At 67.4% G+C, this 25,786-nt stretch carries 23 protein-coding genes and 1 pseudogene; 15 read left to right on the forward strand and 9 right to left on the reverse strand.

The features are described from left to right. Both A8M77_RS37305 and A8M77_RS35620 read right to left on the reverse strand, forming a co-directional pair. Positions 1-2,383: pseudogene (locus tag A8M77_RS37305) on the reverse strand (hypothetical protein); the annotation flags it as partial. 141 nt (positions 2,384-2,524) lie between these two features. Continuing rightward, positions 2,525-3,322: a hypothetical protein gene (locus A8M77_RS35620; protein ID WP_143694793.1), complete on the reverse strand. Its 798-nt coding sequence runs from the start codon at positions 3,320-3,322 to the stop codon at positions 2,525-2,527. Between the two features lie 406 nt (positions 3,323-3,728). Here A8M77_RS35620 and A8M77_RS28675 point away from each other — a divergent pair, with 406 nt between their 5' ends. Both A8M77_RS28675 and A8M77_RS28680 read left to right on the forward strand, forming a co-directional pair. Then, positions 3,729-4,361 carry a helix-turn-helix transcriptional regulator gene (locus A8M77_RS28675; protein ID WP_202820670.1) on the forward strand — a complete coding sequence of 211 codons (633 nt, stop codon included), beginning with the start codon at positions 3,729-3,731 and terminating at the stop codon, positions 4,359-4,361. Between the two features lie 75 nt (positions 4,362-4,436). Then, positions 4,437-5,789: an esterase-like activity of phytase family protein gene (locus tag A8M77_RS28680; RefSeq protein WP_086924873.1), complete on the forward strand. Its 1,353-nt coding sequence runs from the start codon at positions 4,437-4,439 to the stop codon at positions 5,787-5,789. 124 nt (positions 5,790-5,913) lie between these two features. Here the strand turns inward: A8M77_RS28680 and A8M77_RS28685 are convergent, their stop codons facing one another. After that, on the reverse strand, positions 5,914-6,333 hold the full coding sequence (locus A8M77_RS28685) for an FKBP-type peptidyl-prolyl cis-trans isomerase (protein WP_086924874.1): 420 nt from the start codon (positions 6,331-6,333) through the stop codon (positions 5,914-5,916). Positions 6,334-6,437: 104 nt separating this feature from the next. On the opposite strand from A8M77_RS28685, the gene eat reads away from it, so the two are divergent. The 4 genes from eat to A8M77_RS28705 all read left to right on the forward strand — a co-directional run bounded on the left by eat (position 6,438) and on the right by A8M77_RS28705 (position 10,644). Further along, positions 6,438-7,808, forward strand: coding sequence for an ethanolamine permease (gene eat / locus A8M77_RS28690; protein WP_086924875.1), 1,371 nt, complete (start codon positions 6,438-6,440; stop codon positions 7,806-7,808). Positions 7,809-7,824: 16 nt separating this feature from the next. Next, complete coding sequence (locus A8M77_RS28695; RefSeq protein WP_086924876.1) at positions 7,825-9,216, forward strand: ethanolamine ammonia-lyase subunit EutB; 1,392 nt, start codon at positions 7,825-7,827, stop codon at positions 9,214-9,216. Then, entirely contained in the window at positions 9,213-9,995 is a 783-nt protein-coding gene (gene eutC, locus A8M77_RS28700) for an ethanolamine ammonia-lyase subunit EutC (protein ID WP_086924877.1), read from the forward strand. Before A8M77_RS28695 ends, eutC begins: the two co-directional genes overlap by 4 nt. A gap of 67 nt (positions 9,996-10,062) precedes the next feature. Then, positions 10,063-10,644, forward strand: a complete 582-nt coding sequence (locus A8M77_RS28705; RefSeq protein WP_086924878.1) for a peroxidase-related enzyme — start codon at positions 10,063-10,065, stop codon at positions 10,642-10,644. Here A8M77_RS28705 and A8M77_RS28710 read toward each other — a convergent pair. Beyond that, positions 10,580-12,394, reverse strand: a complete 1,815-nt coding sequence (locus A8M77_RS28710) for a phosphoethanolamine transferase (protein WP_086924879.1) — start codon at positions 12,392-12,394, stop codon at positions 10,580-10,582. The genes A8M77_RS28705 and A8M77_RS28710 overlap by 65 nt on opposite strands. A gap of 46 nt (positions 12,395-12,440) precedes the next feature. Beyond that, entirely contained in the window at positions 12,441-13,148 is a 708-nt protein-coding gene (locus A8M77_RS28715) for a phosphatase PAP2 family protein (protein WP_086924880.1), read from the reverse strand. Positions 13,149-13,241: 93 nt separating this feature from the next. Between A8M77_RS28715 and A8M77_RS28720 the strand changes: the two genes are divergently transcribed. After that, positions 13,242-13,919 (forward strand): response regulator, encoded by a 678-nt coding sequence (locus A8M77_RS28720; protein WP_086924881.1) that lies wholly within the window; start codon positions 13,242-13,244, stop codon positions 13,917-13,919. Then, on the forward strand, positions 13,916-15,304 hold the full coding sequence (locus A8M77_RS28725; RefSeq protein WP_086924882.1) for a sensor histidine kinase: 1,389 nt from the start codon (positions 13,916-13,918) through the stop codon (positions 15,302-15,304). Before A8M77_RS28720 ends, A8M77_RS28725 begins: the two co-directional genes overlap by 4 nt. A gap of 160 nt (positions 15,305-15,464) precedes the next feature. On the opposite strand, the gene A8M77_RS28730 is transcribed toward A8M77_RS28725, so the two are convergent. The 3 genes from A8M77_RS28730 to A8M77_RS28740 form a co-directional block, all read right to left on the reverse strand. Next, positions 15,465-15,884, reverse strand: a complete 420-nt coding sequence (locus A8M77_RS28730; RefSeq protein WP_086924883.1) for an acyl-CoA thioesterase — start codon at positions 15,882-15,884, stop codon at positions 15,465-15,467. Further along, complete coding sequence (locus A8M77_RS28735; protein WP_443272903.1) at positions 15,881-16,720, reverse strand: DMT family transporter; 840 nt, start codon at positions 16,718-16,720, stop codon at positions 15,881-15,883. Before A8M77_RS28735 ends, A8M77_RS28730 begins: the two co-directional genes overlap by 4 nt. Positions 16,721-16,797: 77 nt before the next feature. Next, positions 16,798-17,580, reverse strand: a complete 783-nt coding sequence (locus tag A8M77_RS28740; RefSeq protein WP_086924884.1) for an SDR family oxidoreductase — start codon at positions 17,578-17,580, stop codon at positions 16,798-16,800. Between the two features lie 120 nt (positions 17,581-17,700). Between A8M77_RS28740 and A8M77_RS28745 the strand changes: the two genes are divergently transcribed. Continuing rightward, on the forward strand, positions 17,701-19,395 hold the full coding sequence (locus A8M77_RS28745) for an electron transfer flavoprotein-ubiquinone oxidoreductase (RefSeq protein ID WP_086924885.1): 1,695 nt from the start codon (positions 17,701-17,703) through the stop codon (positions 19,393-19,395). Positions 19,396-19,406: 11 nt separating this feature from the next. On the opposite strand, the gene A8M77_RS28750 is transcribed toward A8M77_RS28745, so the two are convergent. Further along, the gene (locus A8M77_RS28750; protein WP_086924886.1) at positions 19,407-19,967 is read right to left on the reverse strand and encodes a DUF3455 domain-containing protein; all 561 of its coding nucleotides are present in this window, start codon (positions 19,965-19,967) and stop codon (positions 19,407-19,409) included. 86 nt (positions 19,968-20,053) lie between these two features. Between A8M77_RS28750 and denD the strand changes: the two genes are divergently transcribed. The 6 genes from denD to A8M77_RS28780 all read left to right on the forward strand — a co-directional run bounded on the left by denD (position 20,054) and on the right by A8M77_RS28780 (position 25,775). Next, positions 20,054-21,070: a D-erythronate dehydrogenase gene (gene denD / locus A8M77_RS28755; protein WP_086924887.1), complete on the forward strand. Its 1,017-nt coding sequence runs from the start codon at positions 20,054-20,056 to the stop codon at positions 21,068-21,070. Positions 21,071-21,107: 37 nt separating this feature from the next. Beyond that, positions 21,108-22,082, forward strand: a complete 975-nt coding sequence (locus A8M77_RS28760) for a TRAP transporter substrate-binding protein (RefSeq protein WP_086924888.1) — start codon at positions 21,108-21,110, stop codon at positions 22,080-22,082. 96 nt (positions 22,083-22,178) lie between these two features. Continuing rightward, positions 22,179-22,691, forward strand: a complete 513-nt coding sequence (locus tag A8M77_RS28765) for a TRAP transporter small permease (protein ID WP_086924889.1) — start codon at positions 22,179-22,181, stop codon at positions 22,689-22,691. After that, a complete protein-coding gene (locus A8M77_RS28770; RefSeq protein ID WP_086924890.1) occupies positions 22,688-23,980 on the forward strand; it encodes a TRAP transporter large permease in 1,293 nt (430 codons plus the stop codon). The genes A8M77_RS28765 and A8M77_RS28770 overlap by 4 nt, the downstream gene beginning before the upstream one ends. Positions 23,981-24,101: 121 nt before the next feature. Next, entirely contained in the window at positions 24,102-24,662 is a 561-nt protein-coding gene (locus tag A8M77_RS28775) for a hypothetical protein (RefSeq protein ID WP_086924891.1), read from the forward strand. Positions 24,663-24,893: 231 nt separating this feature from the next. After that, the gene (locus A8M77_RS28780) at positions 24,894-25,775 is read left to right on the forward strand and encodes a hypothetical protein (protein WP_143694794.1); all 882 of its coding nucleotides are present in this window, start codon (positions 24,894-24,896) and stop codon (positions 25,773-25,775) included. Positions 25,776-25,786 lie beyond the last annotated feature (11 nt).

Below are 25,786 nucleotides of genomic sequence, written 5' to 3' on the forward strand. Positions count from 1 at the left end.
CGAAGTCCTTGACGACGACGGTGCTGCCGGCACCGGTGATGGTGAGTTCCTTGGTCTGCGTGTTGAGGCTGTAGCGGATGGGCTGCGCGGCGCTGCTGTCGTCGTGCCAGATGGTGTAGGGCTGGGTGGTGCTGGCGCTGGTGACGAGTTCGCCCGCGCCAGTCAAGGAGCGGCCGGCAAGCTGGATGGTGCCCTGGTCGTCGGCATCGAGGATGATGTCTCGGCCGCTGTCGGGGGCGATGACGTAGGTGTCGGTGCCGGTGCCGCCTTCGAGGTAGTCGTTGCCCTTGCCGCCGTTGAGGGTGTCGTTGCCGGTGCCGCCGTAGAGGCGGTCTTCGCGCCGCCCGCCGACGAGATCGGTGTCACTGCCATCGCTGCCGAAGCGCACGTACCTCGTGCTCTCGGTGATGCTCGTGACCTGGTTGGTGTTGGCGCGCTGGATCTTCAGCCCGCTTTGCCGGTCCTCCCAGACGATGTCTTCGCCGTCGAACTGGGCCGCCTGCTGGCCATGGGCACCGAAGGCAGACCTGTCGTAGCTGGCATCGGCAGTGCCGAGATAGTTCTTGCGCTCCAGGAGCGCCGCGCGGTCGCTCAGCCACTGATCGCTGATGCGAAGCTGGCTCGGCGAAGCGCCGCTCGCCAGTGCCGCCTTGTCGGCCTGCCAGTCGGCGTAGACCGAACCCCATGCAGCGCCGACGATGGCTTCGAGCGCGTCCGGCACGCTGGACGTGAACGCGAAGGAGCTCAAGCCGTACAAGGCAGCGAATGCACCGAAGTCGGTGTGGGCCTTGGAGGCCAGGTCGCCGCCGCTCGCGGCCAGCGCCAGCGAGATCTCTCCCGCGGCAGCCTTCTTGTAGAGATCGCTCTGCCGAATTTGCTGCAGCACGCCGTAGAAGGTGTCGCGTCCGGTATAGCCGCCCTTGTCTTCCGTCAGATGCCAGCTGTTGCCCTCCGGAGAGCCCTTCAGGCGCGGCTGGCTGGTCGGTCCCAGCGCCAGATCGGCCAGCGCATTGACCACGTTCTCCAGCACGTCGCCTTCGGCCTTGCCCTGGCCACCACCGACCGCCGCGTCGCCATCGACCTCGACCAGATTGGAGGCACTGCGCAGGATGCCGTTGAGCGCGTTGACCGCTTGTTCACCGCTGCGCTGGTCGCTGGGCAGCATCTGCAGCAGCGTGTTCTGGACGTTGAGCGAATCCACGATCAGCACGAGGCTGTGGGTGTCGCCAAAATCGCTTCTTGCATAGCCGTCGACCAGCAGTTTGACGTTGGCGTACCTGAACGATTCGGTGATTGCAGCGCGGACCACGTCGCCGCGCAGCAGCGGCTGGTCTTCGATGAAGACTCTCACGTCCTTGCCGATGTGCCACTGCGAGTTCGACACGGCCGAGGGGCTGGTGTCGCCCACGACGTCGAACTGGTTGTCTGGCCTTGTGCCGAGGTAGGCCTTGCCGCCGTAGGTCAGAACGAGGCCTTTGAGCAGGCTGGCGGCGTCGGTGTGCGCGCTGGCCTTGAGCAGGGCCATCTGGTAGTCCAGGCTTTCCTGGGCGATCTGGCTGTCGAGCCATTGCACGGGGGTTTTGCCGTCGCCGCTGCCGACACGGGTGGCCAGGCGATCGACTTCGCCGCGGATGATGTCGATGCGGGTGATGGCAGCGATGACCCAATTGGCCTGCTGCCTGGTCTGGGCATCGACCGTCAGGCCGCTGTCGGGCGGGGGATTGGAAAGGGCTTTGAGCGCGGCCAGATCGCTGTTGGCCACCTCCTGGCCCGCTGCAAGCGCAGTCTTGGCACGCATGTAGATCTGTGCGAGCGCGTCATCCGCAAAGTCCGGGCTGCGGGTGGAGTCGGCGCTGAACTGTTGTACCAATGACTTCAGTCCGATGCTTTCGTCGAAGCCGCCCACGCCGGCGCCGTTGAAGGTGACGACCTGGCCGATGTCGGCCTGATCGGCCACGGGCGCATTGGGGCCATGCAGCAGGTTGAACACGGTGGCCAGATGTCCGCCGAGGCTGTAGCCGGTGACGGCGAAGGTCTGGCCGGGCGGAAGCAGGCCGCGGTCCTTGAGGCTCTGGTACCAGGACTCCATGTCGCGGATCTGGCCCCAGGCGTAGCCGGTGGCTGCGATCTCCAGGGCGTTGGTGGCCTGGTTGTCGCGGGCGGCATCGTCGATGAACTCGGTGCTGCGGAAGGACATGACGAGTTCGCCCGCCTTGGCTCCTGTTGCAGGATCGTCCTGGATGCATCTGAATAGCGTGCCGCTGAAGCCGGTGGAGGTGTTGGCTTGCTGGTCTACGGCTTCCCAGTGCTTCTCGAACTCGGTGGCTCGCTGCCTTGCAAAGACGCTGGCGTGCCCATTTCCTTCGACCAGAGCATCTGTCAACTTCGTTCCGACATAGGATGTCTCGCTCTTTTCCTCTTTGCGTAAAAATGCTTCTGCAGCCATCTGAAGCTCGGCGTACTTGAGGTAGTCAGCGATGGTCAGAGTAGTGTTGATCATTTTTCTCGGTTCCCTTCTTCTGGTTCAGTAAGTTGACGGCTTGAGAACTTTTTCGACAAACCTCAACGTTTGCCCTCTCTGGGCTACGAAGCCATGGCGCGACGCGAATGCCGGACAGGCAGTATCAGCGGCCATTAGCCAGGGGGCACGGCCGCCAACTCGACTTCCCTGCGCCCAGTCCATCATGTAGCCAATGCGCTCTGCGAGCACCTCGTTGGTTTGCAGATCAATGACCTTGAGCGAACTACCGGCGATCCAGTAGTCACGTTCTTCTCCTGTCGAGATATCGTCATACGTCAGACCATATCGAGGCATCAGACCGGTCGCTGGCGCCTTCTCGAGTACGAAGCGCTTGAAGCCCTTGAGATAGGCCTTGTTTGTTTGCCACGGCTCCTCCATCCGACCAGTGAAGCGATAGCGCTTGGCGTCTTTGGGGTCAATTGCTTCAACAAATAGGTACCCGTGGGGCGGTGAAGGAGAGTTTTTTGATGCTGTTGGATCAGCTTGATAGCTCCCTCTCAGGAGGCCCTCGATGTAGCCTTCAGCTGCGGAATCTTTCCCATATGGATCATCGAGAGCGAACTGATCTCCGCGATTGATTTCATCAGGCCGCAACTTGAGTAGATAGATTCCCTCAACGTTTTCCACAGTTTTGTGAATCTTCTCGCCGGCCGTCTTGCAGCGTTCAGCAAACATGGCCTGCGCCTTGACTTGCCGCTCGCTCAGGCGAGGTGTGCCAGAGCCATTGCTGCAGGCACTCACGAGCAGACTTAAGCCAAGCAGCGCTGCGGATAGCCGACGATAGGGAATGCGTGCTTTCATCAAGCTTGACTCCATTGGTTACGACGAAATTGGCACCGGAGAGCGCTACGGACGCGAAAGCGTGGTCCTGTCCGAGGGCAGTAGGCGTTGCTGACGTTGAACGTCTGGGCAACTCCATCGCTGCTACGCTTGCCGGCAGGCAGCATCTGCAGCAGGGTGTTCTGGACGTTGAGCGAATCCAGGCGACGCCAGCATTGGCAGTCAAAGCACCGCCGAAGGCGATGTACTGGAGCAGGTGATCATGATTTCCTCCCCTTTTGGGTTTGTTTTTTTAGTGCGCGCGATCATAGCCACGCTTCCGAAGACGCAACAGCAGGGGAAAGTTCAATCCGAGTTCAAAGCCTGGCTCTCGAATTAAACGCTTCTTACTTCTCAGACATTTCATCCAATGCTGGATACTCAACGCATGCCGACACGCAGGAAGAAGAAGCCCGACCGCCCCATGCTGGCGGAACTCCGGACCATCGCCCAGGGCCTGGCGAAGACCTTCGCTCCTTTCTGCGAGGTGGTGGTGCACGACCTGAGCCACCCGAAGAAGGCCATCTTCGCGATCGAGAACAACCTGAGCGGCCGCCAGGTGGGCCAGCCAGTGACCGAGCTGGGCCTGGCGCGCATCGGCGACCCGGACTACCCCGCCGTCGTCGCCAACTACGCCAACCAGTTCGCCGACGGCCGCAAGGTGAAGAGCACCTCGATCGGCATCAAGGACGAGAGCGGCGAATACGTGGCCGCGCTGTGCCTGAACATCGATCTCACGCTGTTCCAGGGGCTGCAGGCCGCGATCGCGCAGTTCGGCCGGATCGAGTCGAGCGAGATCACCGAGACGCTGGACGCCAGCCACGCCGAACGCATCTGCGGGCGCATCGACGCCTTCGCCGCGGCGCGTGCCACCAGTGCACGCACCCTCAAGCCGGCGGAGCGCAAGCAGCTCCTTCAGGAACTCCGGCAGGCCGGCTTCCTCGACATCCGCCGTGGCATGGAGATCGCGGCTGCGCACATGGGCGTGTCACGCGCGACCGTCTACAGCGACGCGAAATAGCGGTTGCCGGTGTCATGCCGGCGTCACCGGCGCTCGGCATCGTCGGGAGCTTTGTCAACAGCAACGCCCCGAAACATGAAGCGCCTCGCCTCCCTGTCCCTCCTCGCCATCGCCGCCGCACTGGCCTGCGGCCCCGCGTCGGCCCAGACCGCCTACCCCGCCACGCTGGCCGGCCATGCGCTGATGCCGGCCCAGAGCTTCATCCCGGCGCCCAAGGACGCGCCGGCTGACCTGCAGGTCAGCGGCAAGTTCACCACCGGCAAGCGCGTCGAGCAGATCGGCAGTGTCGAGGGCCAGTCGGGCGGCCGCGGCACCGGCGTCTCGCTGCCCTTCAAGGGCCAGCCGATCCAGGGCCAGTCGGGCATCAAGAAGATGGAGGACGGCAGCTTCTGGATCCTCACCGACAACGGCGCCGGCGCCAAGGCCAATTCGCCGGACTTCATGCTCTACCTGAACCACTACAAGGTGGACTTCAAGAGCGGCCGGTTCAACCGCCTGGGCACCGTGTTCCTGCACGATCCGGACAGGAAGGTGCCCTTCCGCATCGTCCACGAGGGCACGAAGCAGCGCTACCTCACGGGCTCCGACTTCGATCCCGAGAGCTTCCAGTTCGCCGGCGGCGCGTTGTGGATCGGCGAGGAGTTCGGCCCCTACCTGATCAAGGCCGACCTCAAGGGCAAGGTGCTGGCGTTATTCGAGACCCAGGTCGACGGCAAGGCCGTGCGCTCGCCCGACCACCCGGCCGTGACCACCCCGGGCGCGCCCGGCGGGCCGGTGGACTTCCAGGTCAAGCGCTCCAAGGGGTTCGAGGGCATGGCGGCCTCGAAGGACGGCAGCAAGCTCTACGCGCTGCTCGAAGGCCCTGTGTGGAATGCCGAGGCCAAGGACTACGAGCGCATCGACGGCAAGGAGGCGCTGCGCGTGCTGGAGTTCGACGTCGCCAGCGAGAAATGGACCGGCCGCCACTGGAAGTATCCGCTGGAGGCGAACGGCCATGCCATCGGCGACTTCAACATGATCGACGCCACCACCGGCCTGGTGATCGAGCGCGACAACGGCGAAGGCACGCCGGACAAGGCATGCCCCGAAGGCCAGAAGCGCGCCGACTGCTTCCACGACCTTGCGAAGTTCAAGCGCGTCTACAAGATCGAGATGAGCGACGCCAACGTGGGCCAGCCGGTGCGCAAGATCGGCTACATCGACCTGCTGCAGATCGCCGACCCGAACCGGCTCGCGCGCAAGCCCACGGTGGAAGGCGTGCTGGGCTTCCCCTTCTTCACCATCGAGAACGTGGACGTGGTGGATGCCACGCACATCGTGGTGGGCAACGACAACAACCTGCCCTTCTCCAGCAGCCGCGAGCCGAACAAGGCGGACGACAACGAGCTGGTGCTGCTGGAGGTGGGCGAGTTCCTGCGGGCGAAATAGGCACGCGGCGGCGCCGGCCCTCGGGCCGGCCGTCCGACAGCAGCTTCGTCAACGGCATCGAGCTCTTCGTCGACGGCGGCTCGGCCCAGATCTGACAAGCGGCGAGCCGGCCCCCCCCCCGGCTTCAGCGCTTGCCGATCGAGATCAGCTCGACCTCGAAGTTGAGCGTGGCATTGGGCGGAATCACCCCGCCCGCGCCGCGCGTGCCGTAGGCGATGGCCGGCGGGCAGGTCAGCTTGGCCTTGCCGCCGACCTTCATCTTCTGCACGCCCTCGGTCCAGCAGGGGATCACGCCGTTGAGCGGGAACTCGGTGGGCTCGTTGCGCTTGTAGGAGCTGTCGAATTCCTTGCCACTGTCGGGGAAGGTGCCGCGGTAGTGCACCTTCACCACGTCGGTGGCGGCGGGCGAGGCGCCGGTGCCTTCCTTGAGCGACTGGTAGATCAGCCCGCTGGGGGTGGTGACGGGCGCGCCCTGCGCCAGTGCGGCGGGCACCAGGCAGAAGGCAGCGAGGGCAGCGGCTGTAGAACGAAAGAAGGAACGCACGTGGGGGTCTCCCGGGTTGGTTGAAAACGGTCCATTATTGCGGTGCGTGCCACCATGGCATCGCTCTTGCTGAAGGACCATCCCTCGACCCAAGGAGTGCGCGCATGTCCACAGGCCTGAAGAAAGTGCTCGGCCCCGTCCAGCTCTGGGGCATCGCCGTCGGGCTGGTGATCTCGGGCGAGTACTTCGGCTGGAGCTACGGCTGGAACAGCGCCGGCACGCTGGGCTTCCTGGTCGCCACCGTGCTGGTCGCGGCCATGTACACCACCTTCATCTTCAGCTTCACCGAGCTGTCCACCGCCATTCCGCATGCCGGCGGCCCCTTCGCCTATGCGCGGCGTGCCTTCGGGCCCAACGGCGGCTTCATCGCCGGCTTCGCGACGTTGGTGGAGTTCGTGTTCGCGCCGCCGGCGATCGCGCTGGCCATCGGGGCGTACCTGAACGTGCAGTTCCCCGGCATCAATCCGAAGTGGTTCGCGCTCGGCGCCTACTTCGTCTTCATCGGGCTGAACTGGATCGGCGTCGGGATCGCCGCGGCCTTCGAGCTCTTCGTGACGGTGCTGGCGATCTTCGAGCTGCTGGTGTTCATGGGCGTGGTCGCGCCGGGCTGGTCGCTGGCGAACTTCGTCGCCAACGGCTGGTCGGGCAGCAGCCAGTTCAGCAGCGCGGCCATCCCGGGCATCTTCGCGTCCATCCCCTTCGCGATCTGGTTCTTCCTGGCCATCGAGGGCGCGGCCATGGCGGCGGAGGAGGCGCGCGATCCGCAGCGCACCATCCCGCTGGCCTACATCACGGGCATCCTCACGCTGGTGGTGCTGGCCTTCGGCGTGATGATCTTCGCCGGCGGCGTGGGCGACTGGCGCCAGCTCGCCAACATCAACGACCCGCTGCCCCAGGCGATGAAGGCGGTGGTGGGCAACGACAGCGGCTGGCTGCACATGCTGGTGTGGATCGGCCTGTTCGGGCTGATCGCCTCCTTCCACGGAATCATCATGGGCTATTCGCGCCAGATCTTCGCGCTGGCGCGCGCCGGCTACCTGCCGGCCACCTTCGCGGCGCTGAGCCCGCGCTTCGACACGCCGCACCGGGCGCTGGTGGCCGGCGGCGTGATCGGCATCGTCGCCATCTTCAGCGACGAGTGGGTGCAGTTCGGCGGGCAGACGCTCACCGCCAACATCGTCACCATGTCGGTGCTGGGCGCGATCACGATGTACCTCATCTCCATGGCGGCGCTCTTCAAGCTGCGCCGCAGCGAGCCCGGCCTGCCGCGGCCCTACCGGGCGCCCTTCTACCCGGTCTTCCCAGCCATCGCCTTCGGGCTCGGGCTGGTGTGCCTGGGCGCGATGGTCTGGTTCAACGGCAGGCTGACGCTGCTGTTCCTCGTGCTGATGGCCTTGGCCTACGGCTACTTCAGGCTCACGGCGGCACAGCGCGCTGCGGCGGTGCCCGACAAGATGCTGTCCACCCTGGGCTGAGCAGTTCCCCACCGCGATGCGCTACCGCACCACCCTCGATTCACAGGTCTTCGATTTCAAGGACCTGCGCCAGGTCATGGCCGTCGCCAGCCCCGCGCGCTCGGGCGACGAACTGGCCGGCATCGCCGCGGTCAGCGCGCAGCAGCGCATGGCGGCGCGTCATGTGCTGGCGCAGACGCCGCTCAAGCAGTTCCTGCAGGAGGCGCTGATTCCCTACGAGGAAGACGACATCACGCGCCTGATCATCGACGGCCACGATGCCGCCGCCTTCGCGCCCGTGGCCCACCTGACCGTGGGCGACTTCCGCAACTGGCTGCTGTCGGCGCAGGCGGATGCGGACACCCTGGCCGCCCTCGCGCCGGGCCTCACGCCCGAGATGGTCGCCGCCGCCTCCAAGCTGATGCGCAACCAGGACCTGGTCGCGGTCGCGCGCAAGTGCCGCGTGCTGACGCGCTTTCGCGACACCATCGGCCTGCCCGGCCATCTCGCGGTGCGGCTGCAGCCCAACCACCCGACCGACGATCCGCGCGGCATTGCGGCTTCCATGCTCGACGGACTGCTGATGGGCGCAGGCGATGCGGTGATCGGCATCAACCCCGTCTCCGACAGCCTGCAGCACCTGGGCGACCTGCTGCGCATGCTCGACGAGTTGATCCAGCGCTTCGAAGTGCCGACCCAGAGCTGCGTGCTGACCCACGTCACCCACACGCTGAAGCTGATCGGGTCCGGCGTGCCGGTGGACCTGGTGTTCCAGTCCATCGCCGGCACCGAAAAGGCCAACCGCTCCTTCGGCATCACACCCGAGCTGCTGGACGAGGCCCACGCGGCGGCGCAGTCGCTCGCGCGCGGCACGCTGGGCCGCAATGTCATGTACTTCGAGACCGGCCAGGGATCGGCCCTGTCGGCCGATGCGAACTTCGGTGTCGACCAGCAGACCTGCGAGGCCCGCGCCTATGCGCTGGCGCGGCGCTACCAGCCATTCCTGATCAACACCGTGGTCGGCTTCATCGGGCCGGAGTACCTCTACGACGGCAAGCAGATCATCCGCGCGGGACTGGAGGATCATTTCTGCGGCAAGCTCATGGGCCTGCCACTGGGTTGCGACGTCTGCTACACCAACCATGCCGAGGCCGACCAGGACGACATGGACACGCTGCTGGTGCTGCTGGGCACCGCCGGCATCAGCTTCATCATGGGCGTACCGGGCGCGGACGACGTGATGCTCAACTACCAGAGCACCTCCTTCCACGATGCCCTCTTCCTGCGCGAGACCCTGGGCCTGAAGCGCGCGCCCGAGTTCGAGGCCTGGCTGCAGCGCATGCGCATCACCGACGGCAGCGGCCGCCTGCTGCCGCCCGGCGCCAACCGGCTGCTGGCGGACATGCGTTCACTCAAGGCACTGGCATGAGCAGCGAAGACATCGTCACGCCGAGCCCCTGGGCCGAATGGCGCCAAGCGACGCCGGCGCGCCTGGCACTGGGACGCGCGGGCGCCGGTATGCCAACCGACGAGGTGCTGCGCTTCGGCTGGGCGCATGCGATGGCGAGGGATGCGGTTCATGCGGTCCTCGATGTGCAGGCGCTTGAAAACACACTGCGCCTCGCGGGCTGGGAGGTGCAGCAGGCACGCAGCCGCGCGCCCGACCGCGCCAGCTACCTGCGCCGCCCCGACCTCGGCCGCCGGCTCGATGACGAGGACGCCGCGCGGCTGCGCGCCGCTGCGAAGGGGCCTTGCGACCTGTGCCTCGTGATCGGCGACGGTCTGTCCGCCCTGGCAGCGGGCCGGCACCCCGTGCCCTTGCTGGCCGCGCTGCAGCCGCTGCTGCCCGATTCCCTGACGCTCGCGCCGATCGTGATCGCGACGCAGGCCCGCGTCGCTCTCGCCGACGAGATCGGCGAAGCGCTCGGCGCCCGGCTCGCCGTGATGCTGATCGGCGAGCGACCGGGTCTGAGCTCACCCGACAGCCTGGGCATCTACCTCACCCACGATCCGCGGCGCGGCCGCAACGACGCGGAGCGCAACTGCATCTCCAACGTGCGGCCCGAGGGTCTGCCCTGCGATGTTGCGGCCTTCCGGCTGGCCTGGTTCATCCGCGAATCGCTGCGCCGAGGCCTCACCGGCGTGGCGCTCAAGGACGAGAGCGCGCAGGCGGTCCTGGACGCAGGCGGCGCGACGGCCCGGTCCTAGGCGAGGGGCGCCCTGCGCGTTCCCTGCCTATCATGGGCAGCCGAAGAACACAGCCAACGGAGACAGCATGACCCCCGCACGCTACCCGCTCACCGAGCTCGACAACCTGCCCGAGGACATCCGCGCCAAGGTACTGGAAGTGCAGGAGAAATCCGGCTTCGTCCCCAACGTCTTCCTCGCCCTCGCCCGCCGGCCGGCCGAGTGGCGCGCCTTCTTCGCGTATCACGACGCGCTGATGCTGAAGGAGGAAGGCTCCCTCACCAAGGGCGATCGCGAGATGATCGTCACCGCCACCAGCGCAGTGAACCGCTGCCTCTATTGCGTGGTCGCACACGGCGCGCTGCTTCGCATCTACGAGAAGAAGCCGCTGGTGGCGGACCAGGTGGCGGTCAACTGGCGCAAGGCGGACATCACGCCGCGGCAGTACGCGATGCTGGAATTCGCGATGAAGGTCTGCGAGCGGTCGCACGAGATCGACGAGAGCGACTTCCCGCCGCTGCACGCGCACGGGTTCAGCGACGAGGACATCTGGGACATCGCGGCCATCACCGCCTTCTTCGGGCTGTCCAACCGGATGGCGAGCTTCAGCGGGATGCAGCCGAATGCAGAGTTCTATCTGCTGGGGCGAGTGCCCAGGGCGAAGAAGTAGATTCGCGGCAGGAGGCCAGCGCATCGAGGCGGCCCTTGTAGCTCGAGGTCTTCACATCCATCAGCCCCAGGACCGTGTGGTACAGGTTGTCGTGCGTCAGCGGCTTGTCCAGCCCCGCCTCCATGCATGCCTGCGACAGACCTGCACGCTCGCGCGTGTGCGGCCCGAACCACATCACCATCGGGATGTGCTTCTGCACCTCCGGCGCAAAGCCATAGGGCACGCCATGCAGGAACAACCCGTATTCGCCCAGCGACTCGCCATGATCGCTCAGGTAGAGCAAGGCCGGGTCGTAGCGCCCTGACTGCGCCTGCAGCCAATCGATGGCCTGGCCCAGGAAGCGGTCGGTGTAGGCGATCGAGTTGTCGAAGGCGTTGACCAGCTCCGCATGGCTGCACTCCGCCAGTGCGTTGGTCTTGCACTCGGGCAGGAAGCGCTTGGCATCCGGCGATGAGCGCTTGTAGTAGGCCGGGCCATGGCTGCCCATCTGGTGCATCACCAGCACCACGCCCCTGGCGCGACGCTCGGCCGGCAGCGCGGCCAGGCGCTGGTCCAGGCCCTTGAGCATCGCGTCGTCCAGGCATTCGTCGCCATCGCACAGCGCGCTCTTCATGGCCGGTTCGAGCTGGTCGGCGGCAAAGGCATGCGGGACGCGGTCGCACACGCCCTTGCAGCCGCCGGGTTGGTTGTCGAGCCAGAAGACGGCCAGGCCGGCGGCCTGCAGCACGTCCATCAGGTTCTCGTAGTCGTCCTTGCGGCCCTCGAAGGCCGTCTTGCCCAGGGGCGAGAACATGCAGGGCACCGAGGCCAGCGTGTTGGTGCCGCAGGAATGGACGTCATGCCAGGACAGCACCCGGCGCGCCGCCAGCGCCGGCGTGGTGCCGCGCGCATAGCCGTTGAGGCCGAAATGGTCGGCCCGCGCGGTCTCGCCCACCACCAACAGGAACAGCGGCGGCCGGGCCTGGGCGGCATAGCTGGCCCCGAGGACCGCGCCGCCGGCCACGGGGATCAGCTTCCTGCTGCGCGCGAACAGGGGCCTGAGGGCCACGGCACTCGCCGAGTAGATGCTGGCCAGGGGGTTGATCATGTAGCGCAGAGTCACGTTGTTGCGCATCAGCGGGGCGAGCTGCCGGTTCATCGCCAGCGCAGCACCGGCGGCCAGCGCGACTGCCGCCAGCAGCAGCAGCGCGTTGCGCCAAGCCTGCGACAGCAGGCCCATGGGCGGGATACGCATGCGCCACAGCACCCAGGCAGGCGCGGCCGTGACCAGCAGCACCCGCAGCAGCAGGCGCCAGCTCATCAGGTCTCGCGCTTCGTGCAGGTCGGTCTGCATCGCGTTGGCCAGCATGGTCGGGTCCATGACCGCGTGGTAGCTCAGCATGAAATGCTCCGCCACCGCCGCCACCACCACCACCGCCAGCCAGAGCGGCTTCATCCAGTGCGTCCACGCGCTGAGCGCCAGCAGCGCAACGGTGCCGCAGACGGTGAGCAGCGCCATCAGCGCGATCGAGGGCAGGTACACGCTGGGTGCGCCGCCGAGGCGGGCCAGCTCGTTCCAGAGGGGCCAGTTGGCGACCAGCGCCAGGTAGACGCTCAGCCAGACCACCACGCTGCGCGCCGAGCGAGGCTGCGTCAGCCAGGCATCGACGCGCCGCCACAAGGGAATGGCGGATTCCGCTGGCGCCAGCGGAGGGGAGACAAGGACAGCGGGCTCGTGAAAGGCGGAAGACCGGGCATTCGAGAAAGGCATCGCCCGAGTCTGGAAAACGGGACTGAAAACTCGCTGAATGGCCCGCTCAGCTTTCGTTCAGCTTGGGATGGAGCGCTGCGGCTGCCCGGCGAACTCGCGAGCGATGCATCAGCAGGTCGAGGAGCAGCCCGGCCATCCAGCACAGCCAGGCGGTCCACAGCGTATGGCTCACGTAGTGCGCGCCGCGCAGTTGTTGCCCCAGCCCGAGCACCAGCCCGGCCACCAAGGCGCAGGCCAGCCATGCGCCAGCCACCGAATGCGACCTGCGCCGAAGCACGAACCAGCCGCTCACGAAGGCGAAGCCCGCCGACGCATGGCCGGCCGGAAAGCAGCCGCCGGGGCCGCCGTCCCGCAGGCCCCAGGCCCAGTGCGACACGTGCTGCGCGACCCCGCCGAAGACCTTCAGGTCCCATGGACAGCTCGTCGCGCTCGCCTGCTTCACGAGCGACACGAGCAGCACGCTGGCCAGCACGCCGAGCGTCAGTTGAATGCGCTCGCGCACCGGCAGGCGCCGCAGGAAGCCGAAGGGCCAGCGGATCGCGAGCGCCAATGCGATCAGGAGCAGCCAGCTCAGCGCCCTTGCGCCCTCGTGCACGACATGCACGAGAAACCAGTTGTCCCGCCAGGGGAAGCCCATCGGCGTTCCCGCCAGGCGGGCCAGCGGAAGATCGAGGCCGCTCGCATCCCAGGCCAGGATCAGCAGGAGCGAAAGGAAGGTCCAGGTGACGGGACGGGCAATCGAGACACGGAACATGAAGCGTCGAAGGCTAGAGCCGTGGCATGAACGCAGCCTGAAGCGCCATCAAGGCGCACTAGACTCGGGTGCTTTGACGAGAGGACAGCCAAGGTGCGCATATTGCTGGTCGAGGACGATGCTGCGCTGGCCGGCGCCGTCTGCAGCTACCTCGAGGCCAAGGCCTTCGTGGTGGACGTGGCGCCGAGCCTGGCGCAGGCGCGCGCCGCGCTGGCGGCGGTGCAGTACGCGTCCGTGCTGCTCGACCTGCACCTGCCTGATGGCGACGGCCTCTCGCTGCTGCCGGACGTGCGTGCGCTGCGCGACCGGCCGATCGTGATCGTGCTGACCGCGCGCGACCAGGTCACCGACCGCATCCGCGGCCTGGACGCCGGCGCCGACGACTACCTGATCAAGCCCTACGACCCCGCCGAACTGCTGGCGCGCCTGCGCGCGGTCGAGCGCCGCCGCAGCAGCGCCAGCACGCCGGTGCTGCAGTTCGGCGCGCTCGAGATCGACCTGGCGCGCGACCTGGTGCGCAAGAACGGCCTGCCGGTCACGCTCACCCAGAAGGAATGGGCGCTGCTGCGGGTGATGGCCACGCGGCCCGAGCGCATCCACACGCGCGACAACCTGGCCGACGCGCTCTACGGCTTCGGCGACGAGGCCGACAGCAACACGCTGGAGGTGTTCATCAGCCGCCTGCGCCGCAAGCTCGGGCGCAACCACATCCAGACGCTGCGCGGCCTGGGCTACCGGCTCTCGTTCTCGCCCGAGGAAGAAGACGAATGAAGCTCGGTCTCCTGCCGCCGGCCGCGGCCGAGGCCGGTGCGCGAGAATCGCTGGCCGGCCGGCTGACGCGCACGCTGATCGTGTGGGTGGGCGGCGTCTGGCTGCTGTGCGTGCTGGGCGTGGTCTGGTACGTGGACCGCGAGATCAACCACAACTTCGACAACGAACTGGCGGAAGTCGCTCACCGCATGTTCGACACCGCGGTGCACGAGCTCGGCACGCTGCGCACCGAGCGCGCCCAGCGGGGAGAAGGCGCGGACCCGGCCCGGCCGCTGATCGCGCTGCCGCAGCTCTTCCCGACCGATGCGGTGCTGTACCAGGTGGTGGACCTGCACGAGCGCGTGCTGCTGCGCTCGTCCGAGGCGCCTGCCAACGCCTTCGACGTGCCGCTGGCCCCTGGCTTCGCCGACAGCGAGGCCTGGCGCATCTTCACCGTGCGCCATCCCACGCTCGACCTGTACTTCCAGGTGGCCGACCCGCTGGACGAGCGCCGCACGGCGCTCAACCGCACGCTGCTGGGCCTGATCATCCCGCTGATGGCGGTGCTGCCCCTGCTGGCGCTGGTGCTGCGCAACGTGGCGCGCACGGAGCTGCGCGGCCTGCAGTCGCTGGCTAGCGAGATCGCCCAGCGCAACGGCTCTGACCTGCGGCCAATCCTGCTCCTCGGCCTGCCGCGCGAGCTGCACTCGGTGGGCGAGGACGTCAACCGGCTGCTGCAGCGGCTGTCGCACGCGCTCGACGTCGAGCGGGCCCTGGCAGCCAACGCGGCCCATGAGCTGCGCTCCCCGCTCGCAGCCGCCCGGCTGCGGCTGCAGACCGCGCTGGAGCACGAGCTGCGGCGCAACGACGTCGAGGCCGCGCTGGATGCGCTGCACACGCTCGGCCACCGCGCCGAGAAGCTGCTGCAGCTGTCGCGGGCCGAGTCCGGCGCCTCGCTGACGCGCACCCGGGTCAACCTGGTGCAGCTGGCCGGCGCGGTGGCGGAGGAGTTCTGGAAGGGCACGAGCGCCAACGAGCGGCTGTCGCTGAAACTGCCCGAGAGCGAGTCGCCCGTGGCCGTGCTCGGCGACGTCGACGCCCTGGCCATCGCGCTGCGCAACCTGGTGGAGAACGCCCTGCGCTACGGCCGGGGGCGCGTGGTGATCGAAGTGATGTCGCCCGGCACCCTGGCGGTGCGCGACTTCGGGCCCGGAGTCGGGCAGGAACAGCTTCACACCCTGCAGCAGCGCCACGTGCGCCACAGCTCGGACAAGGCGGGCTACGGGCTGGGGCTGTCGATCGTGAACACCATCGTCGAGAAGCACGGGTCCCGGCTCGAGCTGTACTCGCCGCCCCCTGGGGCGGCCACCGGTTTCGAGGCGCGGATCGTGCTGAACGCGGCCTGAAGGCCTCGCCCAGGCCGCCGGCCTGCGCATCGAAGGTGGCCCAGCTGAGCCGGTCGATAACGGTGACCATGCTCTGTTTCACCGACACCGCCGATCTGGACCACGAAGCGGTGCTGCAGTGAAGCGGCCCGAGGGCGTCGGCGCCCTCCCACGCATCCGCTCAGCTCACGATAGCCCGCAGCCAGTCCGGCAGCGGCAGCGCCTTCTGCTTGACGACGTCCACCCAGATCGTGGTCGCCCCACCCGCCGCGCAGATCACGTCGGGCGCATCCGTGCGGGCCATGGTGGCCCAGCTCTCGAAGGTGGTGCGGCCGGGGTCGCTGACGTACATCCTGATCAGCACGTCGCCCGGGTACTCGAGCTGCCGGTAGAAGTTGCAGAAGGCGTTCACGATCACCATGCCCTCGCCCTCGGGCCTGGGTACGGTGCCGAGCGAATGGAACCAGTCGATGCGCGCCGTCTCCAGGAACCGGAAGTAACTGGCGTTGTTGAGATGGCCCATCGCGTCCATGTCGCCCCAGCGGATGGGGATGGTCATTTCGTAGACCCGCTTCTTGGCTTCGGGGATGTCGATTCTCATCGGTGTGCCTTGATGGATGCGAGGATGCCCAGGACGAAGAGCAGCGCCGCCGCGAGCTCGCTCGCGTGCGGCCAGCGCCCGTCCCAGAGGAAGGAATAGAGCAAGGCGAACAGGGTCTCGCTCACGATCAGCTGCCCGCACAGGCTGGCCGACAGGCGCTGGCTGGCGACACTCCAGAGCACCGTGGCCAGCCAGGAGGAGCCCAGGCCGCCGGCCAGCGCCAGCAGCACGAACAGCCCTCCATCCGGCTGCGCGCGCAGGGTGGCGAGGTCCGAGCCGGCCACCAGCCACAGCACCAGGGCGCCCAGGCCGGTGGCGATGCCCAGCCAGTTGGTCCAGTCGGCGGCATGCACCTCTGGATGCCGCTTCAGCCAGGCGGCATTGAGCAGGCCGAAGGCAGTCCAGCTCGCCATCGCGAGCACGGCCAGCGCCAGGCCCCATCCGAAATGCGGGCGCGCCGCGCCGCCGATGCCGTCCAGCGCGTCCTGGGGCCAGGCGGACCAGACCATCAGGCCGATGCCGGCGGCGGTCAGCACCAGCCCGGGCAGCAACGCGCCCAGGCGCAGGCCCGCGGGCCGGCCCAGCAGCATCATCCAGACCGGGATGGTGCCGATGATCAGGCTCGGCACCTCCGTGCCCGCCTGGACGATCGCGAAGGCCAGCAGCAGGTAGTAGCCGCTGAAGCCCAGCCCGCTCAGGCCCAGCACCGTGAGCGCCTGGCGCGCGTCGGGCCAGCGCCGCTCGGGCGGTCGCCATCCGAGCGCCAGGCCCGAGACCACGCCGAAGACGATGAAGCGCGCGGCCGTGATGTCCACCATGCCGAAATGGCCCACCATGCGCGGCGCCACGAACACCAGGCCCCAGAGCGCGCCCGCGGCCAGCCCCGCCGCGAGGCCGATGACGGCGCCCGGGCTCAGAGCGCGTACCCGTCGTCGGCCGCGATCACCGCGCCGTTGACGAAATGGCTCTGGCCGCTGGCCAGCAGCACGATCAGCCCGTCGAGGTCTTCCGGCCGGCCCAGGCGCTTGCGCGGCAGGCCGCCGACCAGCTTCTGTCCATCGTCGGAGCTCCAGTGCTCCTCGTTGATGTCGGTCGTGATGTAGCCGGGGCACAGCACGTTGACGTTGATGCCGAAGCGCCCCCATTCGAGCGCCATCGCCTTGGTCATCTGCACCACCGCGGCCTTGCTCATGCAATAGACGCCGATCTTGGGAATGACCTTCAGCGCCGCCGCCGAGGCGATGTTGATGATGCGCCCGCCGACGTAGGTGCCGGGCGCCGCGCCCCGGGCGCGGGCCAGCATGCGCTTGCCGACTTCCTGGGCGACGAAGAAGGCCGCCTTGACGTTGGCGTCGAAGATGAAGTCGTAGTCCTCGGGCTTGACCTCTTCCAGGCGCTGGGTGGTGCTGACGCCCGCGTGGTTGACCAGCACGTCGATCGGCCCGACCTCGGTCTCGGCGCGCGCCACCGCGGCCTTGATGCTGCCGATGTCGCCGGCGTCCAACTCCACTACGTGGGCATCGCCGCCCTCGCCCTCGATGCGCGCGCGCAATTCCTTGAGCCGGTCGGTATGGCGGCTGGCCAGCACCACCGCCGCGCCGGCGCGGGCCAGGGTCTTGGCGAACTGCGCGCCGAGCCCGCTGGATGCGCCGGTGACGAAGGCAACGCGGCCCGAAAGATCGATGCTGTATGACATGGAAACCGCCCCCGTGGCGTAGTAAGCGACATTCCGGACAGGCATAAGGCGCCGCATAAAATGGCCCGGCCCTATTGCGGCGCCTCGCCCTCCCAAAATCATTATCGACGAGACCCCCAGATGACCCACGACGAAATCCTCGCCCAGTACGGTCCCCGCGAAGCCATGGAATACGACGTGGTCGTGGTCGGGGCAGGGCCGGGTGGCCTGGCCACCGCCATCCACCTCAAGCAGCTGGCCGCCTCGCACGGCAAGGACATCTCGGTGGTGGTGCTCGAGAAGGGCTCGGAGCCCGGCGCCCACATCCTCTCCGGCGCCATCATGGACCCGCGCGCGCTGTACGAGTTGTTGCCCGACTGGGAAGAGCAAGGCGCCCCGCTCAACCAGCCGGTCACGCAGGACACCTTCCTGATCCTCAGCGAGACCAGTGCCTACCGCACCCCCAACTTCCTCCTGCCCAAGAACTTCCACAACGAGGGCAACTACATCGTCAGCCTGGGCAACGTGGTCAAGTGGCTCGCCCAGCAGGCCGAGGCCCTCGGCGTGGAGATCTTCGCCGGCTTCCCCGCCGCCGAGATCCTCTACACCGACGACGGCAAGGTGCGTGGCGTGGCGACCGGCAACATGGGCATCGGCAAGGACGGGCAGCCCACCGACAGCTTCCAGCTCGGCATGGAGCTGCACGCCAAGTACACCATCTTCGCCGAGGGATGCCGCGGCCACCTGGGCCGCCAGCTGATCGCGAAGTACAAGCTGGATGCCGGCAAGGATCCGCAGAGCTACGGCATCGGCATCAAGGAGCTGTGGGAAATCGACCCCGCCCGCCACGAGCCCGGCCTGGCCGTGCATACCGCCGGCTGGCCGCTGCCGCCCGACACCTATGGCGGCTCTTTCCTGTACCACGCCGAGAACAACCAGGTCATCGTCGGCTTCGTGGTGGGCCTGGACTACCAGAACCCGCACATGAGCCCCTTCGAGGAGTTCCAGCGCTTCAAGACCCACCCCAACATCCGCTGGTACTTCGAGGGCCAGGACAAGGGCCTGAAGCCGGCCAAGCGCATCTCCTACGGCGCGCGCGCCATCACCGCGGGCGGCCTGCTCTCGCTGCCCAAGACCGTCTTTCCCGGCGGCGCGCTGGTGGGCGACGACGCCGGCTACCTGAATGCGAGCCGCATCAAGGGCAGCCATGCCGCCATCAAGACCGGCATGCAGGCTGCCGAGGCGGCCTACGACGCCGTGATGGCCGGCCGCCAGCACGACGAGCTCGCGGCCTATCCGGCCGCCTTCCAGAAGAGCTGGCTGCACAAGGAGCTTCACCGCGCGCGCAACTTCAAGCAGTGGTTCAAGAAGGGCCTGACGGTGGGCACCCTGATGACCGGCATCGAGCAGTACGTGCTGCGCGGCCACATCCCCTGGACCATCCACCGGAACCAGCCCGACAACGAGCGGCTGAAGAAGGCCGCGGCCTGCAAGAAGATTGCCTACCCGAAGCCGGACGGCAAGCTCACCTTCGATCGCCTCTCCTCGGTGTTCATCAGCAACACCAACCACGAGGAAAACCAGCCGGCGCACCTGACGCTGAAGAACGCAGCCGTGCCCACGCAGATCAACCTGCCCGAGTACGCGGGGCCGGAGAGCCGCTACTGCCCGGCCGGCGTCTACGAGTTCGTCGATGGCGAAGGCGGCAAGCCGCGGCTGCAGATCAACGCGCAGAACTGCGTGCACTGCAAGACCTGCGACATCAAGGACCCGACGCAGAACATCGTGTGGGTCACGCCCGAGGGGGGCGGTGGGCCGAACTACGTGGGCATGTAAGGCCGAAGGGCCTAGCGCGCCACCAGGAACACGTAGTCGGCGCTGTAGCGCTCCATCGCGCGCTTGCCCTGATCGGCCTGCGTCGCACAGCCCTGGGCCGGCGCGATGCCGCCGACGGTGTTGATGCGCTGCACGCTCGTCACGCTGTCCATCCGTCCGGCGATGCCGGCCGACTTCGCGGACAGGAGCAGCCAGGGGATATCGGCCGGGCGCTTCGCGTCGGCGCGCCCCTTCACGGTCCCGACGGTGCGGCTGCCGTCGAGCGCGGTCCAGTGCGGCCCGGCGCCGTGCGTGCCCACCTTCTGGCCGCCCGCGCCGAAAAGATCGGCCTCCGGCGCCACGAACTGCCAGGCCCAGCCACCCTGCCCGGCGGCACGGCATTCGTAGATCTGCGTTCCGGTGGCCTGCCAGGTGAAGGCCACGCGCTCGCCCGCGGGTGCCTGGATGGCCGCCGGCAGCGCAGCCATCGCTGCACTGGGGCTGCCCGGTTCGGACATGGAAGAGCAAGCGCCAAGCGCGGCGGCGGCCAGCAGGGCTGCAGCGAGACGAGGCATGTCGGGTTGGGATCTCATTGCATCTCCGTGATCGAGCGCGGACGCCAGCATTCTGAACCGACCATTGCACCACGGCGATAGACTGCCCATCTCAAGGAGACACCATGCACATCGTCATCACCGGCGGCGCCGGCTTCCTCGGCGCGCGCCTCGCCCGCACCCTGCTTGCCAAGGACACCCTCTCGCTGGCCGGCGCAGCGCCACAACGGATCGACCGCATCACGCTGGTCGACCGCGCAGCGCCCCCTGCGGACCTGGCCGCCGAGACCCGCATCACCGCTGCAGTCGGCGATCTCAACGACCAGTTGGCCGATCCCGAAGCCACCTATTGGTCCAGAGCCGACGCCGTCTTCCACCTCGCCGCCGCCGTCAGCGGCGAATGCGAGGCCGACTTCGACCTCGGCATGCGCAGCAACTTCGGCGCGACGAACGCCCTGCTCGAACGCCTGCGCGGCCTCGGCACGAAGCCGGTGCTGGTGTTCTCCAGCTCGCTCGCGGTCTTCGGCCATTCGCCCGAGCAGCCGCTGCCCGAGCTCATCGGCGACGACACGCTGCCCACGCCCCAGTCCAGCTACGGCATCCAGAAGTTCATCGGCGAGCAGTTGGTGGCGGACTACACCCGCAAGGGCTTCATCCGCGGCCGCAGCGTGCGGCTGATGACGGTGAGCGTGCGCCCGGGCCGGCCCAACGGTGCGGCCTCGAGCTTCTTCAGCGGCATGATCCGCGAGCCGCTGGCCGGCGTGCGCGCGGCCTGCCCGGTGCCCGATGAGACGCTGGTGGCGCTGGCCTCCCCGGCACGCACCATCGAGGGCATCATCCGCGCGGCCGAAGCCAACGACACCGAATGGGGCCCGCGCACCGCGCTCAACCTGCCCTCGATCAGCCTCACCGTCGGCGAAATGGCGGCGGCGCTGGAGCGCGTGGCCGGCCCGGCCGCCACCGCCCTGCTCGACCGCACGCCCGACCCGGCGATCCAGCGCATCGTCAAGACCTGGCCGGGCCGCATCCAGGCCCGCCGTGCGGCCGGCCTGGGCCTTTCGCCCGATGCGAGCTTCGAGCAGGTGATCCGCGACTACGTCCGTGAAAATCCCGACGCTGTGAAGCTGCCGACCAATGCATAGTCATACGTTTGGAAAAACGTCCACAGGAGACTCCCTCATGAAGTTGAACCGACTGGCCGCCGGCCTGTCCCTCGGCCTCGGTCTGGCCTGCGCCGCCTACGCGCAGACCACCACCCTCAAGATCGGCTACGCGACCACCAAGGAGTCGCACTACGGCGTCGGCTCCACCGTGTTCTGCGACGAGATCGAGAAGGGCACCCAGGGGCGCTACAAGTGCCAGCACTTCCCCAACTCGGCCCTGGGCGGCGAGCGCGAGCAGATCGAGGCGGTTCAGCTGGGCACGCAGGACCTCGTCAACACCTCGACCGGCCCGGTCGGCAACTTCGTGCCCGAGGTCAAGATCGTCGACATCCCCTTCCTGTTCCGCGACTACGACCATGCGCGCAAGGTGATGGACGGCCCCATCGGCCAGGACATCCTGGCCAAGTTCCCGAGCAAGGGCATCATCGCCCTGGCCTGGACCGAGAACGGCTTCCGCCACATGACCAACAGCAAGCGCGACATCGTGAAGCCGTCGGACGCCGCGGGCCTGAAGATGCGGACCATGGAGAACAAGGTGCACATGGACGGCTACCGCACCTTCGGCATCCTGCCCACGCCGATGGCCTTCCCCGAGCTCTTCGGCGCGCTGCAGCAAGGCACGGTGGACGGGCAGGAGAACCCGATCCCCGTCATCCTGTCCTCGAAGTTCGCCCAGGTGCAGAAGCACCTGTCGCTGACCGGCCACGTCTACTCGCCCGCGCTGCTGCTGATGTCGCCCCGGGTCTGGAACAAGCTGTCGGACGCCGACAAGAAGGTGTTCGTCGAAGCGGCCCGCAAGGGCGGCGCGGCCCAGCGCAAGAAGGTCAATGACGACGAGAACAACGGCATCGCCCAGCTCGAGAAGGACGGCATGAAGGTCATCCGCACCGTCGACGGCGCCGCCTTCCGCGAGGCGCTGAAGCCGGCCTATGCGAACTACGCCAAGGAGTTCGGCGCCGACAACATCAAGAAGATCACCGACGTCCAGTAAGCGACAGGCGGCCGAATCGGCCCCTCCCGCCCGGTGAACCCAGCGTGGCACCGGGCGTTCTTGTTTCATAAAAGCCAAAACAACACCGCAACAGCCGTGAAGACCTTCGAACGCTATTTTCTTGCCGCCAACCGCTGGGTGCTGATCCTGCTTCTGGCCGCGATGTCGGTGATCATCTTCGTCAACGTGGGGATGCGCTACCTCACCAGCAACTCGCTCGAATGGGCCGAGGAGGTCTCGCGCCACATGATGATCTGGCTCACCTTCCTCGGCGCCGGGCCGGTGCTGCGCTACGGCGGCCACATCGCGGTCGAGAACCTGCAGGACGCGCTGCCGCCCAAGGGCGGCATCGCGATGCGCGCGGTGGTCGCGGCCCTGCTCTTCGCCTTCTTCGGCTTCATGGTCTGGTACGGCTGGCTCTACATGGAGCGCACCATGTTCCAGCTCACCGCGGTCACGCAGATTCCGTTCGCCTACATCTACAGCGCAATGCTCTTCGGCGGGGTGCTGCTGATCGTCCACTGGCTGCTGATCGTGCGCGGCTACGTGCTGCGGCGCGAGTTCGCCACTGACGCGCATTTCGATGCGGCCGCGAGCGCCTCGCTATGAACGCCAGCATCATCCTCATCGCTTCGGCCTGCCTGTTCCTCGCGATCGGCGTGCCTGTGGCCTTCGCGCTGGGGCTTGCCACGGCGGCCACCTTGATCCTGGCCGAGCAGTACCCGCTGATGGTGCTGCTGAAGGAGACCTTCACCGGCATCGACAGCTTCCCGCTGATGGCCGTGCCCTTCTTCATCCTGGCGGCCGAGCTGATGAGCGGCGGCTCGCTGACCGAGGTGCTGCTGCGCTTCGCTGGCCAGTTCGTCGGCCACCGGCGCGGCGGGCTGGGCTACACCAACGTGGTCTCGCTGACCTTCTTCTCGGGCATCTCGGGCTCGGCCCTGGCCGATGCGGCGGGGCCGGGCTCGATGCTCATCAAGATGATGGACAAGGCGGGCTACGACCGCTCCTATGCGGCCGCCCTCACCGCCTCGACCGCCATCGTGGGGCCGATCATCCCGCCCTCGATCATCATGATCATCTACGCGCTGCAGGACGACAACGTGTCGGTGGGCAGCCTGTTCGTGGCCGGCCTGCTGCCCGGCGTGCTGATCGCGGTCGCGATGTGCCTGGTGAACTTCCACGTCTCGAAGAAGCGCAACTACCGTGGCGACGGCGGCATGCCGCCCTGGCGCGAGGTCCTGCTGACCACCTGGAAGGCACTGCCCGCCATCCTGCTGCCGGTGGTGATCCTCGGCGGCATGCGTGCCGGCTGGTTCACGCCCACCGAGGCCTCGGTGGTGGCGGTGTTCTACGCGCTGGTGTGCGGCAAGTTCGTCTACCGCACGCTGGAGTGGAAGGCGCTGCCGGACATTCTGTCGCGCTCGGCGCTGCTGTCGGCCTCGGTGCTGATCATCATCGGCCTGTCGGCCTCCTTCGCCTGGATCCTCACGATCGAGGGCATCCCGCAGCAGATGGCCGAGTGGCTGGTCGGCATGAACCTGTCGCCGTGGATGTTCCTGATCATGGTGAACATCTTCCTGCTGCTCTTCGGCATCTTCATCGAGCCGCTGCCCGGCGTGATGGTGCTGGCGCCGATCCTGGCGCCGGTGGCGGTCAAGCTGGGCGTCGACCCGACGCACTTCGCGATGATCGTGATCTTCAACCTCACGCTCGGCATGATCACGCCGCCGGTGGGCGGGCTGCTGTTCGTCACCTGCAACGTCTCGAAGGTGCCGATGTCGCAGCTGGTGCGCGAGCTCGCGCCCTTCCTCTGGGCGCATGGCGCGGTGCTGGTGCTGCTGACCTTCGTGCCGGCGCTGAGCACCTGGCTCCCGCATCTGTGGGGCTTCAAGTAGGGCGAAGACCGGCCCGAATGCGATCCGTGCGAACTAGTTCACGCGCACGGACCCGGTTTCACTTCCATGTCATGCGCATGGCCGATGCTGCGGCGCTCGATCCCGACCGCCAACGCATCCCATGTTCCTCATCAAGACCGAGAAAGCACGCCAGGAGCTCCAGCCGGGCCGACGCACTCTGGGCCAGCGCGAGCGTGCCCTGCTGCTGATGGCCGACGGTCGGCGCTCGGTCACCGACTTCGGCGAGCTCTTCGGCAGCCGCGACGAGGCGGGCCGCGTGGCGCTGCACCTGGTGCAGGAAGGCTATCTGCTGGACTCGCAGATCCTGCGCACCGCCGCGCCAGCGCCGGCGGCCGTGCCGGCGCCGGTGGCGCCACCGCCGGAAGCGCACCCGGCGATGCCCCCGCCGTCCGTGTCGGCCGATGCCTTCGACGGCAAGCGATCACTGGCCACCACGCGCATGTTCCTGTTCGACCTCTGCGAGCGCATGTTCGTGCGCCGCGACCCGCTGCTGGCCGGCCAGTTCCGCGAGACGCTGCGCGAGGCGCGCGACCGTGGATCGATGCTGTCGGTGGCCGAGGCCATGGTGGGCGAGATCGAGAAGCTGGCCGGCGCGGAGCGCGCCGCCTCGATCCGGGAGCGCATCCTGCGCCTGCTGCCGGTCGAGGAGACCGTGCACTGAGCGAGCCAACAGGCCGTTACAGGCTCGCCGGCATACGGCGTGTTGGCCGACATGGGAAGCTATCCGTTGCAGGAATAGTCGTTATCGTTAGGATGGCGGCACGCGCCATGCGTGCCGGCGTTGCCGCTTCCGCTTGCCGGAACGTCGCCATCGGCAAGAAGCGCATGGGATGAACCCCGCCGCTTTTCTTTCTTCCCCTGCAAGGACATGACGAGCTACGGATTTGTTCATTTGGAATACGGTGATCGGCATCGCGACCGATCCCTGCAAGTACTGGAGGCACTGCGAAACCGGTTGGGGCAGAGCGGCGACCGCTTCTCGCTGGTGGTCGCAGACAACGCCGGGGCGGCCGGCGAGTTGCGCCGCCCGGCCTTCGACCAGGCCTGGGTGGTCCCCGGCGACAACAGCAACCGCGAATTTTCCGGCTGGGACAGCGGTGTCGAGGCCTTGCTCGCGCGCGGCGAGGCGCCCGAGGTCTGGGTCTTCTCGAACGACACCGTGGCCCTGAATCATGGCTGGAGCGAGCGCCGGCTGCAGCACTTCGGCGGCGAGATCCATAAGCTTGCCCTGCATTCCGGCCCCTGGCTGTTCGGCGAGATCAACGACTTCCCGCGCTCCACCATGACGCCGATGGGCCCGCTGCTCGAATGGGTGGCGACCTACTGCTTCGCGATGAACGACACCCTGCGCCGCAAGCTGGTCACGCTTTCGCCGGGCAATGCGCTGCTCGACTCGCTGGTGAACGAGCGCTACGAGGCCGGCCAGGGTCTGTTCCGCGACCACGTGGACGCGGCGTATGTCGATTTCGTGTCCGCCTGGCTGATCAGCGACGACGGCGAAGGCCAGGACAAGAAGCGCCGCTTCAAGTGGGATCACGAGTGGCACAAGGCCAGCCCCCTCGGCACTGACAACTTCGATGATCTGCGGATGAAGGCGCGCTGCTGCCTGTCGGAGAGCATGCTCAGCGTGCGCGCCCGGCAGCTGGGTGCCGACATCCGCTCGCCCTACGACGCACGCAATGCGCGCGAACACGTGCGGCGCTCCATGCAGTTCCTGTCGGACAAGCTGTGGGAGAAATTCCTGCTGCGCCGCATGCGGCTGGAGCGCTCCTGAGGCGGGTATCC

Source organism: Variovorax sp. JS1663 (assembly GCF_002157355.1).
GTDB lineage: Bacteria > Pseudomonadota > Gammaproteobacteria > Burkholderiales > Burkholderiaceae_C > Variovorax.